This window comes from Bartonella grahamii ATCC 700132 (assembly GCF_000518085.1).
GTDB lineage: Bacteria > Pseudomonadota > Alphaproteobacteria > Rhizobiales > Rhizobiaceae > Bartonella > Bartonella grahamii.
Map to the genome: position 1 here is coordinate 135,190 of NZ_JACX01000001.1, position 18,894 is coordinate 154,083.

11 protein-coding genes are annotated in these 18,894 nt (G+C 36.6%); 5 read left to right on the plus strand and 6 right to left on the minus strand.

The window, feature by feature from the left end; all coding sequences use genetic code 11:
* Positions 1–495 precede the first annotated feature (495 nt).
* Positions 496–1,143 (plus strand): RdgB/HAM1 family non-canonical purine NTP pyrophosphatase, encoded by a 648-nt coding sequence (gene rdgB / locus U736_RS0100540; protein ID WP_012754479.1) that lies wholly within the window; start codon positions 496–498, stop codon positions 1,141–1,143.
* On the plus strand, positions 1,140–2,339 hold the full coding sequence (hemW, locus tag U736_RS0100545) for a radical SAM family heme chaperone HemW (protein ID WP_012754478.1): 1,200 nt from the start codon (positions 1,140–1,142) through the stop codon (positions 2,337–2,339). The genes rdgB and hemW overlap by 4 nt, the downstream gene beginning before the upstream one ends.
* 1,623 nt (positions 2,340–3,962) lie before the next feature.
* Here hemW and dapE read toward each other — a convergent pair.
* From dapE to U736_RS0100560, 3 genes are all read right to left on the minus strand, one after another.
* The gene (dapE, locus tag U736_RS0100550; RefSeq protein WP_026500139.1) at positions 3,963–5,135 is read right to left on the minus strand and encodes a succinyl-diaminopimelate desuccinylase; all 1,173 of its coding nucleotides are present in this window, start codon (positions 5,133–5,135) and stop codon (positions 3,963–3,965) included.
* A 223-nt stretch (positions 5,136–5,358) separates the two neighbouring features.
* A complete protein-coding gene (locus U736_RS0100555) occupies positions 5,359–6,105 on the minus strand; it encodes a M48 family metallopeptidase (protein ID WP_012754476.1) in 747 nt (248 codons plus the stop codon).
* Positions 6,106–6,136: 31 nt separating this feature from the next.
* Positions 6,137–6,916, minus strand: coding sequence for an alpha/beta hydrolase (locus tag U736_RS0100560; protein ID WP_012754475.1), 780 nt, complete (start codon positions 6,914–6,916; stop codon positions 6,137–6,139).
* A 195-nt stretch (positions 6,917–7,111) separates the two neighbouring features.
* On the opposite strand from U736_RS0100560, the gene infC reads away from it, so the two are divergent.
* The 3 genes from infC to U736_RS0100575 all read left to right on the plus strand — a co-directional run bounded on the left by infC (position 7,112) and on the right by U736_RS0100575 (position 9,999).
* Complete coding sequence (gene infC, locus U736_RS0100565) at positions 7,112–7,630, plus strand: translation initiation factor IF-3 (RefSeq protein WP_026500140.1); 519 nt, start codon at positions 7,112–7,114, stop codon at positions 7,628–7,630.
* Between the two features lie 346 nt (positions 7,631–7,976).
* Positions 7,977–8,162 (plus strand): hypothetical protein, encoded by a 186-nt coding sequence (locus U736_RS0100570; RefSeq protein WP_026500141.1) that lies wholly within the window; start codon positions 7,977–7,979, stop codon positions 8,160–8,162.
* Between the two features lie 64 nt (positions 8,163–8,226).
* Positions 8,227–9,999: an ABC transporter ATP-binding protein gene (locus U736_RS0100575; protein ID WP_012754474.1), complete on the plus strand. Its 1,773-nt coding sequence runs from the start codon at positions 8,227–8,229 to the stop codon at positions 9,997–9,999.
* A gap of 1,627 nt (positions 10,000–11,626) precedes the next feature.
* On the opposite strand, the gene U736_RS12630 is transcribed toward U736_RS0100575, so the two are convergent.
* The 3 genes from U736_RS12630 to U736_RS0100590 all read right to left on the minus strand — a co-directional run bounded on the left by U736_RS12630 (position 11,627) and on the right by U736_RS0100590 (position 18,731).
* Complete coding sequence (locus tag U736_RS12630; protein WP_244596096.1) at positions 11,627–11,782, minus strand: hypothetical protein; 156 nt, start codon at positions 11,780–11,782, stop codon at positions 11,627–11,629.
* A gap of 326 nt (positions 11,783–12,108) precedes the next feature.
* Entirely contained in the window at positions 12,109–16,767 is a 4,659-nt protein-coding gene (locus U736_RS0100585; RefSeq protein ID WP_012754473.1) for a translocation/assembly module TamB domain-containing protein, read from the minus strand.
* Positions 16,767–18,731: an autotransporter assembly complex protein TamA gene (locus U736_RS0100590; RefSeq protein ID WP_012754472.1), complete on the minus strand. Its 1,965-nt coding sequence runs from the start codon at positions 18,729–18,731 to the stop codon at positions 16,767–16,769. The genes U736_RS0100585 and U736_RS0100590 overlap by 1 nt, the downstream gene beginning before the upstream one ends.
* Between the last annotated feature and the right edge of the window lie 163 nt (positions 18,732–18,894).

Sequence of the window (18,894 nt, forward strand, 5' to 3'; positions counted from 1 at the left end):
TAAAATCCTCATCTCTTATATAAGTTTTGCCAAGGTTTGGTCAAATAGTCTAAAGTAGTATAAGAACATATTATCCTATTGAACCGTAAAATTCTAGCTTTCAGAGTGATGATTGATAAATTACGCAGGAGGTATTTTTTGTTAGAGTATGTGAAAAATATTTAAGATTAAGAGTTGATCTATAAAGTGGTCTACTGTAGAGACTTTCCAAGAGAATCTGGATTGTTTAAAAACCGCTGTAAATAAAAAATTTCACCCTTTAGAGCAAGCCGGAAATTGGAAATTTACCATAAAAATGCTATTATAAAAAAGACATGTCCTTCATATCTTTGCAAGGTTATCTTTATACAAGATAAAAAATTTTATTGGAATAAAATATCATAAAACGTGTAAAATAATCATATCATGTAAAATTAAGCAGAATGTGTGTATATGAGTATTTAAGCTGGTTTTTAGCACAAAAATAGTTCCCCTTTCATTTTTGGAGAAATCTATATGAGAAGCATAGCAGATAAAAAACTTGTCATTGCTACACATAACACCGGCAAATTGCATGAAATCACTACTTTAATTACGCCTTTCGGTTTAATAATACAATCGGCAAAAGAACTGGGCTTGCCAGAACCAAAAGAAACGGGAAAAACATTTGAAGAAAATGCTTATATTAAGGCTTTTTCAGCAGCAAAAAAGACAGGACTTCCTGCCCTTTCTGATGATTCAGGCTTAGAGGTAGATGCATTGGAGGGTGCGCCAGGCGTTTATACCGCTGATTGGGCAATTCAAGCCGATGGCACACGTAATTTTCCAAAAGCTATGAAAAAAATAGAAAATGAACTCCAAAAAGTCGGAGCGCGAGAAAAAAGCCAACGAAAATGCCGTTTTATATCCATCATTTGCATTGCATGGCCTGATGCTCATGCAGATTACTTCCGCGGATGCGTTGAAGGAACATTCATTTGGCCTCCACGGGGAGACAAAGGCTTTGGTTTTGATCCTATTTTTTTACCAGATGGATATGAAAATACCTTTGGAGAAATGTCAACAGAGCAAAAACACAACTGGAAATGTAATGATATTCCCCCTCTTTCACATCGCGCACGTGCTTTCAAACTTTTGGCAGAAAACCTTTTAGCATTCTCATGAATGAACCTTTTGGCATTTACATTCATTGGCCCTTTTGTGCAGCTAAATGTCCTTATTGTGACTTTAATTCGCATGTTCGCATCCATGGTGTTGATCAACCACGTTTTGTCACCGCCTTTAAGCGCGAAATAGAAACGCAATACCACAAAATAGGCCCACGCCATATTACAAGTATTTTTATTGGTGGAGGAACTCCTTCTCTTATGGAGCCGCAAACTGTCGATGCCCTATTGCAAGCACTTGCAAAAAAATGGGTAGTTAATGATAACGTTGAAATTACATTAGAAGCTAATCCATCCAGTGTGGAGGCAGAGCGCTTTCGTGGATACCGTGCAGCAGGTGTTAACCGCTTATCTCTAGGGATACAAGCGCTCAATGATAAAGCATTGCGCAAACTTGGTCGACTCCATAATGTGGAACAAGCTCTTTGTGCCATTGATTTAGCACGGCAAATTTTTCCACGTTTATCCTTTGATCTCATTTATGCCCGCCCCGAACAAACCCTTGAACAATGGAAATCTGAACTCGTACAAGCAATTGATTTGGCAGCGGACCATCTTTCTCTTTATCAATTGACAATCGAAGAAGGAACTGCCTTTAAACGGCTTCATGATGCAGGAAGACTTATTCTTCCCCCATCAGAGCTAGCAGCAGATCTGTATAATCTTACCCAAGAAATAACAGCACTGCATGGACTTCCTGCCTATGAAATCTCAAACCACGCAATACCCGGTGCTGAATCAGCACACAATCTTCTTTACTGGCGTTATCACCAATATGCAGGCTTTGGTCCAGGAGCACATGGACGTTTCATTGAGCACGCACCGAATCATTCCTCTGCCTGTTCAAAAACATTGTCATCACACCTTGAAAACCGCGAACGTTATGTCACAATAAATGAAAAGCATCCCGAACAGTGGCTTAATTTGGTAGAAAAAACAGGACATGGCTGTATTGAAACGGAACATTTAACCACTGAACAACAGGCAAATGAAATGCTCCTTATGGGATTACGCCTTAGCGAAGGCTTAGAACTTATACGCTATGAAACCTTAAGCCCTAAACGCATCCCAATGGAAAAACTGATCGATTTACAACACCAAGAATTGATAGAAATGGTGGATAACCAACGCTTAAAAGCGACAACCAAAGGACGTATTGTTCTTGATCACATCATCAGCCAACTCGCAAACTAAAGTTTTTATAACAACATACTTATTTTAATCATAATCATCATTTTTCATAGAAAAGGCGAGATTAGAGTATCGTGAGATACTCTAATCTCAAAACTATTTATAGTAAATTAGTTACCACCATTTGCTTACACCTTAAAAGTAGAGAAGTGTATGGATAAAAGCTATAAAAAAGAAGTAAAAAGAACTCTTATGAACACTCTTAAGTGCTAAAAGCTATCGCAATATTTTGAGCTAGAAAGTGTGTGGTGGTCTAACTTTTTTTTCATAAACGTAAAGATGGTGAGGCACTGTAGACTTTATACACTTCACGGAAAATTTTATATTACACTATTCATAAGCACCGTAGTGGCACGAATGTGACAAACATTGAGAAAATTTCTTTAAAACAAGTATGTGAATACATAATACGATAATATATTGTTCTTTATGAAATCGTGGCACCATTTAAAGAACCAGAGAAATGAGCATGAAACCATGTATCAATCTCTAATTATTTAAAAAGATATTACTCTAGATAAGTTTGAAAACCGTAAAACCGAATAAAAAAGGAGAGTAAAAAAGCACACTGATTTTCACCTTTATACCTTTATATTTTCCCTCAATCAAGTTGTGGTTGTATGTCTGTTTCAGAGATTACAAAAAATAGATATATACCATACTTTTATCCTATTCTGGCATATAAAAGCTGTTGTCGTAAAAAATACTGAACCAATATTTATTTGAGATACGCGGCTGTATGATCGGTATTGATTTATAGATCACAGCAAAATCATGAGCTTTATTAAACAAATAATGCACTCAAATGGCAAATATACCAGATATGAATCGGAATTGCTTTGTTAGCGAGCGAAACGATATTAATCCCATATGATCTTACTTGCATACATACTTATGAGTGTCTGTACGCGTCCTTTAAAGTTATTTTATTAAAAAATTGAGAATAATACTAGGACAATCCTTGGCTGAAGAAGTCAACGTGCTGCTACAAAAGAATTTCTGTGTATCTTTATCATAACCAATATTAAAGCTGATTAAATAAGCTCACTTTCTATCTCGTAATGATTTTTCAATGGAAGTTTTTAGGGAAAAAAAGAAGGGGAAAATATATGAAATAAAACAAACTTAAAGCGCATTTCTATGGGCTTTACTCTAAGAGAGGCTAATTGAAACAAGAAGTATCTTTTATGAGAGTGCAGAAACCATATTAAGGCATGAGCTGTGAATGAGCATATTTATGTTGTGCGAATTTTGTACAATAGCAGCATGTTTTTGTGTGTCTTTATGGCTTCAACCTATCATCACACAATGATGATATAATATTCATTATTTTCCATATATGATTGCGTATTGACTTCCTTTCTACACTTAAAGAACGAATATTTTTAACCTAATATGGTCTGTAAACAGTTCTGCTTCTTAAAGCAGGTCCCGCTTGGCTTTCCAGTTATGTAATTCACTTAACGAAAGACTCTACAGGCAAAAATCACAACTTAAGAATATTCATCACTTATTCTAAACCCACTTAATATATTAAGTCTTACGTGCCTCATATTACCACACCTCAAATGGCAATATCTTATGGCACAACAAGATAAAGGTATTTTTGAACCAGCAATCATTTCTTCATGCAAAAAAATCAACAATAAAACGCTCATAAATAGTAGTAAGCGTTTCCACTGCATCAAGGGCTACACACTCATCTACCATATGCATCGTTTGCCCTGGTAAGCCAAATTCAACCACTGGGCAATAATCCTTAATAAATCGCGCATCTGAAGTACCACCAGAAGTGGAACATTCTGGTATATTCCCTGTCACACTTTTAATAGCATTGGATAAAGTTTGAATGAGTTTATCATTTTTGGTCAAAAAAACATCCCCTAAACTTGGAATCCATTCAAGCTGATAAGAGGGATATTGGTCACCATTGTTTTTTGATTGCACCAAAGCAAGACGCTTTTTAATTTCCTCCATCAGTGTTTCTTTTGTCCAAAGATCATTGTAGCGTATATTAAAATGAACTGTTGTCTGCGCTGGGGTAACATTGACCGCTAAATTACCGGTATCGATGCTTGTTAGCTCTAAATTACTGGGTTGAAAATCCTCTGTCCCTTTATCTAAAGCAGTTTGTGTCAATGCTTGAATAAGCTTACTTGCTAAAGGCAAGGGATTAGCAGCCCGCTCTGGAAAAGCAACATGACCTTGGCGACCTCTCACGGTAATGATACCAGAAATCGATCCGCGGCGACCAATTTTGATGACATCCCCAACAGTTTTTACACTTGTTGGTTCCCCTACAAGAGCCGCAGTCCATTTTTCGCCTTTTTTTTCTGCCCATTTGAGAAGTTTGACGGTACCATTAACAGCAGGTCCCTCTTCATCACCGGTAATCAAAAAACTTACCATTCCTTTAATGGACCGTTTCTCAAGAACTCGCGCTAGCGCCGCAATAAAACAAGCGATACCGCCCTTCATATCAACAGCACCCCGCCCATATAATTTCCCCTGATCTATGACAGCTTCAAAAGGTGAATAGGTCCATTCATCCAATGCGCCTGGTGGTACGACATCTGTATGACCTGCAAACATAAGATGGGGTCCTTCATTTCCCATTTTTGCATAAAGATTTTCAACATTATCTGTATTTTTATCCGTAAAAATAGGGCGCTCAACATGAAATCCCATTTTTTTCAAAAATTGTTCCAAAGTTGATAAAGCCCCTGCTTCATGAGGTGTAACAGAAGGACAACGGATAAGTCTCTGTAATAGCTGAAGTGGATCTGTAAGAACAGGCATAAGCTCCCCTTCCCATTTTTTATAAGTTATCGAAACTTAAAGTTATTACGCTGAATTACAAAAAAGATAAAGCAAAAACATTGAAGACACTCAGCAAACCAAGCAGGGGAGAACAATCGTGCTGAGAGCTTCAATGACTTCCTCATTATGCATGAGCAAGTACACACACAACAAAACACTCAACAAAAAGTTCCGTTAAATATTGCCTTCATTGGAAAGTTTTTTACGCCTTTAAATTATATGAATCAAAATTAATTGCTTGCAATCTATGAGCATTTTCCTTCAACCAAGCACGATACGTTTTACTATCAGGACATAGTTCTTCACAAAGAGCCCAAAATCTTGGACCGTGATTCATTTCAACAAGATGAGCAACCTCATGAGCAACAACATATTCCACAACTTCTTTTGGTGCCATAACAAGGCGCCAAGAAAAAGAAAGACGCTTATCTATTGAACAAGACCCCCAACGACTTCTCGTATCTTTATAACAAATTGATTTGACTTTACGCTCTACTTTATGGGCATAATGTGCCACCAAAGGTGTTATAATACGTGCTGCTTGTTTTTTCAAAACGTCAGCAACACGCCTTGGCAAATATTCTAATTGACCATAAACGATAATTTGAGGTTCTTGTTCTGCATCTCCTGCAATAATTTCCGTCACCCCACGTCCTTCTCTATGCTTTATGGAATGGCAAACACCCAATAAAGGAATCGTTGCCCCCTCTTTGAGATAAGCATTTTCATGAGAGATTTGTACACGAGCAAGACGTGCCTCAATCCAAGACCGATGCTTTTCAATAAAACTTTGAACCGTACAGAGACTTATCGCTGGTGGTGTTGTTACACAAATCCTCTGTCCGCTCGCATCAATACGTAAGGTAAGACGGCGCGCGCACTTATTTTCCCGCACCCGTACAGGTACAGAGCGATCAGAAAAAATAAAATGCTGTTTAGAAATGCTCATATATTTTTATCTTCATCAATAAATGTACCCCTTATTGTGCATTAATCTGATTAATAAAAGATCTCAATACTGTCTCAAGACAATCTAAATCTTGCGGACGAGAAAAGCGATGATCTGCATCACGAACAAGTGTCAATGTTACATCATGGAGAGGTAAATGATCAAGTAAAGTCAATGTATGCTGATAGGGAATATCTTCATCTTCCATCCCTTGTAGAATATGGACTGGACACCCAACATCAATGCATCCTTTCATAACACAATTTTCGCGTCCATCTTCAATCAATGTTTTTGTAAAGGGCATTGGCTCTGTATCATCAACTGCAGGTCGTTCAATATAGCCTTTTTCCTCCAAAATCTTCCATTCTTCTGGGCCTAATTTTGGTTCCACCAATGTTTGTGTAAAATCAGGTGCTGGCGCAATCAAGACCATGCCAGCAAGCTTCTTATTTTTCTGTGCTAGCATCATAGCAAGCTTTAGCGCAATCCACCCGCCCATAGAGGTGCCAATCAAAATTTGTGGCCCCTCACAATAATTTTCAAAAACCGCTAAACTTTCTTTAACCCAGCGTGAAATCGTTCCTTGAAAAAAATCACCTTCAGATTCTCCATGTCCAGAGTAATCAAAACGTAAGCAGGACAAATCATTCTTCTGAGCAAAACTATCAACCAACATCGCCTTATCCCCTGACATATCGGACAGATAGCCATGAAGCCAAACTAAACCTGGAGAATGGCTGCCTTTGCGATAACGTACTGCAAGTGCGGTGTTCTCAAACGAAAAAAACTGACAAGGAATATTTTGATCCATGATTCTTTATCCTCCATAAAACAATTCCTTTAAATTAAGAGAAAAACTTTTATAATCTAAATCATTCCAAAAAGTAATAAATCAAATAATGAAAAAGACACGAATTATAGTTGTTTTTAGGTGCATAATTGTATATTAAATTAACTGTAGTTGAATCAAAATTAAGGAGCATAAACCATTCGTAAACCGTTTAAAATAACACCTACCCAAAAAGACGGACCACGTTCAAATCAGGATATCCGAGTACCTCATGTTCAGCTTATCAATGATGAGGGACAACATCAGGGGGTTGTTGCGATACAAGAAGCTCTTGCTATGGCTGCAGATGCGGGGCTTGATTTGGTTGAAATTGTACCAAATGCGGAGCCACCCGTATGTAAAATCATCGATTTGGGCAAATTAAAGTATCAAACCCAAAAAAAAGCTGCTGAAACACGTAAGAAGCAAAAAGTTATCGAAATCAAAGAGATTAAGATGCGCCCAAATGTTGATGTCCATGATTATGGAGTCAAACTCAAGGCTGTTCATCGCTTTATTGATCACGGTGATAAAGTAAAAATTACTTTGCGTTTTCGTGGTCGTGAGATGGCTCACCAAGATCTTGGATTAAAGCTTCTTCAGCGTGTGAAAGAAGATACAAGTGAAATTGCCAAAATCGAATTGGAGCCAAAGCTTGAAGGCCGGCAAATGATGATGGTGATAGCACCTAAATAGTTTTGCATTGGAATAATATTTGCATGCAACTCATCAAAATGATGCGTATAGTATTATTTAGAAGCACCACATGGAGTTTTTGTGGTGCTTTTAAGGTTTTATAAATGTGTATAAATCCTTTTAAGAGTTTAATAATGCTTTATCGATTTATAAGAAGAATTCGTTATTTTGCATATTAAATGAGAAAGCTCAAACATCATAAGGTCTTCTTATTTCAAGCTCTCTTATCATGCAATGCGGCAAAATTGTTTGCTTACACATCACAAACGGAGATGATACATAAAAATTATTAAAAAAGCAGAAATGTTTTTTGTGAGCTATTTCAAGTGCCAAAGGCTATCACAATATGGAAATTGGTAAATACGATGGTGAAACTCGCCGTTGCCTTTTATTGAAAATCAAAAATAATGATGAACAACGAATTTTCGTTATACCTTTCACAGAAACTTTGCACTACATTTTTCACTCTCGCCGTCGTGAAATTGATATGATGAACCTTGAAAGAAAAGGCTATTTTTGTAAAAAAGATTAAGAGGCTTTTTAATTAAGAATGTTTCAATCTTGCATAAAATAATGAGAGAATATGGAAGCACTTCATGGCTAAAAAACAAATTTCCTCTTTTGATAAACATCTTATTATCCGCCTTTTGCGAGAAAATTTTCGTAAACATATGCGTTGGTACAGTGCAGCTATTTTCTCAATGATCATCATTTCTTGTACCACGGCAACCAGTGCATGGATTATGCGTGATGTTGTTAATCAGATTATTGATGCACAAAATTTTCCTATGATTGTTTTGATTTCTAGCTTCATTGCTTTTATCTTTATTCTCAAAGGAGTCGCAACTTTTTCCCAAACTTATTTTCTGAACAAAGCAGGCAATAGTATCATTGCTGAACAACAGCGTAAAATTTTTGCACGACTTATGGAACAAGGAGTTTCTTTTTATCATAATAACACTTCATCTGATCTTCTTGTTCGTGTAACTCATAATGCGACAGCTGTACGTAATATAATTGATACTATTATCACAACTTTTGTACGTGATTTGCTTTCCGTTAGTGGTCTGTTGCTTGTCATGTTCATTCAAAACTTTGTGTTAATCTCCATTACTTTAATCGTAGGACCACTAGCTTTTTTAGGCGTTCGAATGGCTTTAAAACGCGTTCGCCGCCTAATGGAAAAAGAGCTCCTTTCACTTGGTGAAATTATCAAAATCGTACAGGAAACGGCTGTTGGTATTCGAATCATAAAGGCCTTTTCACTAGAAGAAGTCATGAAAAAACGAATGGACAAAGCCATTTGTGATGTTGAAAAACAAACAAACAATATTGCAACACTCGAAGCTATTACCAATCCGATTATGGAAACACTCACGGGTGTTGCCATTGCAGGTATTATTTGTTTTTCCGGTTATCTTGCAACCCAACGCGCAGGTGTTCAAGGTGAATTTATGTCCTTTATTGTTGCTTTACTTTTAGCGTATGAACCCGCAAAAAGGCTAGCAAATGTACGTGTCAAAATTGAATCTGGCTTGGTCAATATCCGTACGATGTTTGAAATACTCGATTGTCCCCTTACAGTTATAGAACATAAAGAAGCTAAAGATCTGAGTAAAACGCAGGGAACTATTCGTTTCGAACATGTTTCTTTTGCATACACTAATAACAAAATGATATTGAAAGATATCAACCTAGAAATAGAAGCCGGAAAAATGACAGCATTGGTGGGACCATCCGGTTCGGGAAAGTCAACCCTTATCAACCTTATTATGCGCCTCTATGACCCCACAAAAGGACGCATATTGATTAATGATCAAGATATTCGCTACACAACATTTCGCTCTCTGAGAAACCTGATGGCCTATGTAGGACAGGATACTTTTCTCTTTCAAGGAACTGTTAAATATAATATCGGACTTGGAAAAGAAGGGGCTAGTGATGACGAAATTATCGAAGCAGCAAAAGCAGCAAATGCTCATGACTTTATTATGAGTTTGCCAAATGGTTATGATACACAGATAGGTGATAATGGCTGTAACCTTTCAGGGGGGCAAAAACAACGGCTCGCTATCGCTAGAGCAATGATTCACGATAGCGAAATTCTGATTCTTGATGAAGCAACGAGTGCGCTAGATTCACACACCGAAGCACAAATTAATGAAGCCATTCAACACCTTACCAAAGGACGCACAACGATCATTATTGCTCATCGCCTTTCAACGATTGCTCGTGCTCATAAAATTGTGGTCATACAAAATGGACAACTGATTGAACAAGGTACTCAGAAAGAATTGCTAGCAAAAGAACATGGGTTTTATAAAAAACTTCATAATATCCAGTTTAAAAATATACCTCCTAATTTCTAGATCCTTAAATAAGATTTGAAATAAAAATGGATAGAAGGTAATGCTCCATTTATAAAAAAGGTTTGTTACCAGAAAAAGTATTACTGCAATCAAGAATTGGCAAAGAATTTATGGTTTATTGGAAATAAGCTTCTTGGATTTAGATGAAAACTTTACTCGCTATTTTGTTGAATACAATTGACTTTAACAATGAAACTTCAAAAACCCCTTCCCTTCCTCAAATAAGTATTGAAACATTCATAAATGTTGCGAATCCTAAAAGAGAGAGCATCAAAGTTTGAAAAAATTGCCCCAGATTATGATGATGAATCTGGATTAATACAACCTTTATCCGTGTTTATCCCTGCACTGACAATTTTTTTCTCCACACATCTTAAAGAACAAAGATTCTACCCAATCGGATCTGTAAACAATCCAGATTTTTATTGAGTTCGTTCCACTTGATAACAACTTATGTGATTCACTTATACAAGGCTTACCTTAAATATTCACCACGTGCTTTCAAAATACTTTGTCAAAAAGACTTACATGCCTTACATTACCGCACCTCAAATGTCGGTCTTTTATGATACAACAGGCTAGGCTGACAATTATAATTATGCTGCAAATTATAGATACACTCAGCATAAAAGAAAAACATTGAAAAAATAAGAGAAGATTTATTATCAAACTTTTTTACTGTTGTAGATTGCTTTAAAGCAAGCTTTGCTGTTTTTTCTACATCCGAAACTAAAGTGATATTCCTCCAATACCTTAACTTCTTGAAGAGTTTATAAATGCACAACGTTAGTGCTTATATAAGGCTATGATTTCAATATGCAAAAAAACAGATGAAAAGTAAAATGACATTCCTCTTTCTTTTAACCGCCTAAATAGAAAAATATGACATATAACTCTGATAAACATTTTTACAAAAAATATCTTTTGACCTGCATTTTAATACTTTGATTTATAATCATAATTTATTACTTTACATCTTAAATAAAAGATAAGATGTAATTTACTTATTGCAAATTTTCTTTATATTTATGATGAATTAATCAAAAGCACTTGTTATACGTCATAAGAGATATTGGTGTATGCATAAAAACTCTTAAGATAAGCAATAAAAATACCTCTACATTTTCAAGTGAAAAGATTGTCGGCAACATGAGAAGCTGGAAAATAGAATGATAATGCCGGCTTATATCTTTAATAAATACTTATACCTTTATTAACAATGGTAGTATGGATTTTATACCATTCATAAGGGGTACTTTATATCATTTCACAAGCAATCGTATGAAATAGGCTCAAGCGCACACTGAGAAATGTTTCTTTAAAACAAGCACATGAATTTGCAACACAATAGTGTTATATTTTGGAGTGTTCTGTTTGGGGGGCTGTTCGTTATAAGAAAAGTGATCTCATTCAAAAACACAATAAACAAAAATCTAAAATAATAGATAATTTTTATTATTAAAAAATATTGCTTTAAATGCGTTTGAAAATAAAATCGATATTTTATAAATTCTACGCTTATCTCACGCTTTTGTTTATCGCGTTCTTTAATGGAATCACGCCCTTCACGTAAAAACAGAATGCCATTGTATTGCAAATTCAGGTGCTTGTTTTAAAGAGACCTCTCTCAAAGTCCTCCCCAAGTCCATTTCGCGATAACGTTCGTGAATTGTATAACGATAAATCCATTAAGCCCCTCATCTTTACGCTTATGGAGTAACAAGCCGGCACCATTTACACTATAGTGCCAGCCCCTAATGTTGCGACAGCTCTTAGCTCTCAAGATAATTCATAAGAGGCATTTTTAATCATTTCTCAATAGTTTTATCCACACAGGATTCTCCGCTTGTAACATACAAGGCGAATGGTTTTGAGAACAAGGTAAAGTATTTCTATAAAATAAATATATAACAGCAAATAACATACTGTCTTTCGTGAAGATTTTATCCCTTTAGAGGATAGTATAAACAAAAATTGAGTATTTTAGATATGTTTCTTCATGCCTCAACAAAAAGCTTCTTTTTTTATAGGACTTTTAGCCTATGTCTTCTTCCTCAGATTTAGAAATGAGAGACAAAAAACGAAGAATTTGTTTTTTAAATTCAATCTTTAATAATCTCTTTCATAAAAGAGACCAATACTAGAATTTTGTTCATTTCCTATGGCACCTTTAGCTTTGAGATGACGCGAAATATCTAAATTAATTGTCCCTTTCGTCGTTCCATCGGACCCTGCTTCAAAACCCAAATAAATATTATTGTGTATGTAGCGTCCAATACGTAAGCCTGTATTACCTTTCTCATTAACGATAACATCAAGATCATCAAGCCCAATTTTAGTTCGTAAAGTATTCAACAAAGATGTATTAGAAGCACCTGCAAGATCAGCCGCTGCTGCTGCAAGTTGAGCAATCTGAAATGGTGATAATTCATTAAGAGAGCGATTAAAAATCAAACGCGCCAAAATCTCATCCTGAGGCAAGTTCGGTTGTGAAGAAAAATTAATATCAAGATTATCAATCGTCCCACTTACAGTTACAGTGACTTGAATATCACCACTGTTATTGTTGGTTACAAAATAAACCGTAGGATTAAGATTACCGCTAAAACTCGCTTGTCCTTGATCAAAGTTAAGACGTTGCGAAAGAATATCAAAACGTCCACGAATCATTCTAAATTCACCAACTGGATGCACATCATTCAATGGACCTGCTAGATTAATGCGTCCTCCCAGTTCAGCATCTAACCCTTTTCCGCGTACAAAAAATTGATTGCGTGCTGTAATACGCATATTTGATAGCACGACAGATGAAGACTTTTGTGTAACTATACGGCTTTTGCTTTTGTCCGTGTTCTTAACATCAGCACGTTCAAGTGTTGTTTGAATCGATTTAGTTAAATTCTTATTTCTAACATCAAGAAACTTGGCACTTTTAAAATTATCAGGAACAAAAACTTCAGCTTTTTCAACGATGATATCACCACCAAGAACAAGATCATTTAAAAAATGACCTGTCATTGTCATCTCACCTGATAATGTTGCCAGAATCATAGAACCATCATTATAATTGGCATTATCAAGATGAAATATCAAATCTGTCTCTAGATCATTAGAGATACGACCTGAAGCAGAAATTCTCCCCCCCTCAAACGAAGAAGCTGAAGCTTTCTCTATAAGGATATGATCACCGTTCAATTTGCCTTCAAGCGTTATATTATTCAACCCTACATTTGTTTGTGAATCAAAAAAGCTACCGTCGCCTATAGAAATATTTCCTACCAATTGTGGCTTTGATAACGCCCCATTAAGAACTGTATCAATTCTTGCTGTACCCGTTATATGTGCACCACGCTTGGCTAATAAGAGATTAACAAAATCAAGAGGCATTATTCCTTTAACGTTTAATTTTGCCTCTGAACCATTAAGAGATACAGGCCCATGGATGGAAAGATCTAATCCTTTATCTCCAGTAGCTATCATATTTTCAATATGAAAAGTCGATTTTTTATAAGAACCATGAGCATTTATATTGATTGACATTGGTCCTTTATGCGTCATAGCGGTTAAATTTTGACTAGAAAGCTCAAAATGAGCAGATGGATCCTTCATTGTTCCACCAATATCAACTTTGCCTATCATTGTCCCATCAAGCGCTTGTCCTGCAATAAAACCATTTGCCAAACGTGCAGATAAATTTTGCAAATTAATATGAAGATCAAGCTTATTTTTCTCTAGAGATACATGCCCCTGAGCTTGTGCTTGTACTCCTTCTCCTGTTAAATTTGCATTTAAAGTAAGATTTTGATCTAAGGTTTTCCCCGTAGCAGAAAGAGAAAAAGGCATAATTTTTTTATCTTGAAAAGCAACGGTTGTCAGTCCTTCACCTTTTATATCGTAAGTTATATCAGGTTTTTTTAAATGACCACGAATCATAACATGCCCTGTTACACTCCCTGCTGCTCCAAGATCGGCTTTCCACAGATTGACTAAAGTAGCAGGAAGCGCATTCATTGTAAGTTGCAAATTCAGGGTATCTTGAATATTCCCTGCTAAGATGATGTTGCCTCCATTTATTGCAATTCCTAATTCATTGATTGTCATTCCATCTTTATCAAAAGCAATTATGGATGGTTTCAGCAATGTTGCATGAAAAGAGTGTTGTTTTAGATCCACAGTTTCAATTTGCACTTCTCGTTTTATACTTTCTGGAAGTTCCTCAACCATTAAACGACCAGAAAGCTGTGCATTGAGAGTATCATGCAACATCGCTTGGACAGTAAAAACCGTTTGTCCATTATTTCTATCGGCGTGAGCATTTAAACGATTGACCATTATCAAAGGTGTTTGAATATGTTCTGCATTGATAACTCCTTTAAACTGTGTCATGCCAAAAGGATCGAATATGTCAGCATCTATTGCTAATTTTTTTATTTTATTCTTGGAAAAATTCAAATGGCTAACATGCGCCTTCACATTGGTTTTTTGTCTGCCATTTTGTTCATCAAAAATAAAATCTCCTTTTACTTTTCCACTACCATCCTGCAAAAATAACGCTGAAAGTACGGAAATATCATCGGCATCAATATGCAACGCTCCTTTCAAAAAACCCCCAAGTTGTTGAGAAAGAGAACCCGTTATTTTTGCACTTCCCCCTCTAATATCGATATTTTCAAGTTTTCGAATTTTATGAGAATCTTTAAAAGAGGCCGATAAATGCAAAGGTTTCTTAGCAAAAATTCCTTCACCTCTTACCCCCCCCGTTAAAGCAGTAACTGGTGCTGTATTATCTACAAGTACATCTATGTTAAATGTTGTGTTTTGAAGTTTCTTCCCTACGATTAATGCTTCAGCAATATGGGCACGTGTATTTAGTTTTATATGGCTATTGCGCCCTCTCGCCGTACTTTCAATCGTAAGCGCACCGCTTATCTTTGGATCTAATTTGGACAAATCAGATATTTCAGCAGATAGATCCATTTTAGCGCTTTCATCTGAAAAATAACCATTAGCCTTTATGTTTGTATATTGATTTTTCAAATTAAAATGACGAAAAATGAAACCCTTCGTATTTCGAGTAGCACCACCTGAAAGAGTGATGTTTCCTTTGAATAAACGATCAAAAGACTGCACGCCTATTTTCATATCGTCAGCCATTCCTGATAATTGGAGATCAAAAATGCCACTCAATAAATTGATCGTTCCTTTGGCTTTAATATCTGCACTACCAGAAAGTGATTGTTTACTGAACACTTCCAAAGGAGTTAGTGTTTGAGCTTTTAAACCGAGATCGCCTTTAAAAACAAAACCCTCCATTGTCCCTTTTAACCAAGAAGAAAAACCCTGAGCCGTAACACTCAGATCATGAATCAAAATTGGTTTATTCGAAACAATATCCGTATCTAAATGCACATGAACCGCTTGGCTTAAATTTTCTACTAACGCTCCCTTAATTTTTTTAACCCCTTGAAGCGTCCCTTTAACCTGAACACCAACATGACGAGAAGCTGCATTATCAAGATTTTCGCTTACTCCTCCCATATCAAAAATTGCATCGCGAATATAAATATTTTTATTGCTTAAATGGCCTACAACCAACCGCCCATTCCAAGATTGTTGCCCTTCGCGACCATAGTCAATGTTCAAAGCAAGAGTATTGGCAGGTTTTGGCACTTCTGATACAGGTAAATGAACAGACTCCTGTTCGTTATCAAGAGCCATTTTGCCATCAACAAAAAGCCGCCGCAAAAATCCATCGGCAGTTATTTCAGCATTGGCTATAACATTCATTGCTTTGCTCTGAATAACCATCTGATCAAGGTGTGTCACACCTTCTTTTGTTCTTCTTGCCTTTGCTTTTAATGTTATATCAGATTCGAAGAGACTACGATATTGAGAAGGTATTAAAGGGCTCAGTGTTCCCTCTAGTTTCGTAGAAAAACTGTGTCCTTCTGGAACACTTGCAAGAATAACATTACCTTCTAAAATAGAATGATGATCGGACTCTAAAGAAAGTTTGATAACCAAATCATCAAAAGTACCATCACCTTTCACGACGAGATTTAGTGCTGGACGTTGTTCAATGTTAAAAATATTCGCCAAAATACCATTTTGTGGTTCGTTAGCAGAAATATCAATTTGAGCTGTACGATTACTATCAGATATCTTGGTGAGAACAGAAAAAGAACCCGGTGCATCTAAACGATGCGCCGCTATATCGACATCAAAATTACCACTAGCTAAAGTGAAATTACCTTTTAAGGACATATCAGCAGAAAAACCAAAAAGATTCTGTTCAAATGTCACATGTTGAGCTGTGAGCGTATTAATAGAAAGAGCAAGCGGCAATTTTGGTAAAGAGAACTTACCCGTCTCTAGGGAAGAAACAAAAGAAGAATTGCCTTGCGGCTTGCGTAAAAATGTAACCTGTTCTGCCGAAAGCTGGTTAATATCCATCCGCCCTCTCAGCAACGCTAGACGATTCCAATTCATTTTAGCATTGGTAATTTTAAGCCAAACCCCTTTTTTATCACTGACCGTAATAGCATCAATTGATGTTTGAGAAGACAGTGTCCCTTGCATATTGTGTAAACGAACTTGACGATTGGGCGCTGAAAGCTTTCGTTCAATTAAAGAAACAAACCATGAGCGATCATCTGTTTTCATTTCGCTAGAGGGAAGAGTATCTCCTCTTTGCGCAAAAACAAAACCACCCACCCCAAAAAACAAAAATACAAAGAAGAAAGCTGATAAATGTACACCTTTTTTCATTAAAATGCTTGCCCTATACCCACATAAAAACCAATGCGAGGATCACCCTTCTCTCTCTTTAAAGGAAAGGCTAAATCAACGCGTAAAGGACCAAGACCCGTCATATAACGACCTCCTATACCGGCTCCCCATTTAATTTTTTGAGAAAAATCAAAATTCGCCTTTTCCCCTACTAAACCTCCATCAAGAAAACCGACAAACCCTATTTTGTCATTTAAAGAAACACGCAATTCTGCCGATCCCTCAACAACTGCCCGTCCACCAACAACCGCATCATTTTCTGTTTTGATACCAATATTACGGTAAGCATAACCACGAACAGAGCCCCCACCACCAGCAAAAAAAAGCGTATTCGCGGGGATTTGTGCTGTATCATTCCCAAGAATTGTACCAAGCTTTGCCCGCGTAGCAAAAACAAAACGATTCCCTTCATCCAACGCCCAGTAAGAACGACCTTCTGCTGTTACTTTTGCAACAAAGTTGCTAAAACGCATCTCATAAAAAGGCTCAATGAAAACTTCACCATATAAACCTTTTGTTGCATTAAGCTTATTATTACGACTATCGTAAATCAAACCGCTAGGGAAACCTATTGTTGTAAAATTACGGCTCCCAAAATAAATATCACGTGAATAACCATTTGAAACTTCTACAGCAGCCTGTCCCGATAGATTACCATTGAAAATATGCGTAATCCCTAATCTTCCTTTGATGGCTTTTGTCGTATAATTTTCTAGAACATCTTGTTGTATTTTTAATTCTGACCTGAGATCTGTATCTGGCGTGAGTACACCAGGCTTTATAAACGTGCCACCGAAAAGATAATCAAAATTTTTAAAATTATACGATTGCTTTTTATTGCCACCAACACCACTTATCTTTGTTTCAATTTTAAGAACCTCTGCATGACCAAAAAGATTGTTATGCATCCAATAAGCTTCAAAACCAGCACCATCTAATGTTGAATAGCTACCGCCTACACCAAAACGACGCGGTTTACGTTCTTGTACAACAAGTGAAAGCGGTAAACTGCCATCTGGATTAATGGTATCAGCCTCACGTATATTGATAGCGCGAAAAACACCAAGGCGCGCAAGACGTTCATTTGCCTTCGCTAACGCATCGGAATCGTACTTCTGACCTTGCTTCAATCCGGTCATCCATGCGATATAAGCTGAATCTACACGTGGTTTATTACTTATATTACGCACACTTAAAGGACCATAATGAGCCTTTTGTCCAAGATCAACAACAATCCGTCCTTCAACACGCAACGCAGCATGATCAGCCACGACCTCACTTTTCATAATTTTAGCTTTAGCATAACCTTGTTGACGCCATCCTTCTATCGCCCATTTTTCTGCTTTCAAAATGGTTTCAGATTTAGCAATAGCCCCAACTTTATAGCCCAATTCTTCAATTGTGGGCATTTTATGCGCTTTACGTTTTTCAAATGGAGCTACTTTATCAATATCTGCAATACTAAAAACATATTGTGGACCGGCATTAATTGTAATAACAATATTGGATTGTGCTGGAAGTTGAGTTACCGGACTTAAATCAGCGACTTCTAAGCCATTAATTTTAATACTAATAACACCACCGTAGCGTCCATCAGCATAAAGAGCAGAAAGAATTGCTCGATAATCTGAACGCGCCTTGGCTAGCAAACCAGAAGAACTGGCGGATGCTTTCTCTTTATCAGCAACAAGAGAAGAAACAGATTTAACTATTTTTATACCTTCTAATGGCGCGCCTGGCGGTGCAACAACATCAACTTTATAAAATCTCTCTGTACTTTTGGCATAATTTGAAGGAGAATTTGTTTTCTTTTGACCAAAAAAAGGTATGCCGAAAAAATCAAATGCAGCAAGTGGCTGTGGAAAAGCAAAAGCGAAACACAAGCCTATAAATACACAGCGCACAGTCCCTGATTTTAACAAAATTCTTGCCTGGTATACCATAAAATCAGATACCTTATAATACACTTTGCATCTACTATACTTTAAATAATATAAAAATAAGAAAGGTAAATGTGATTACTTTGCACATTTTACACGTTTTATCACATCAAATAACACTCTGCGATACACAACGTCACCCTCCCCTTATATTTTCATAAAATTT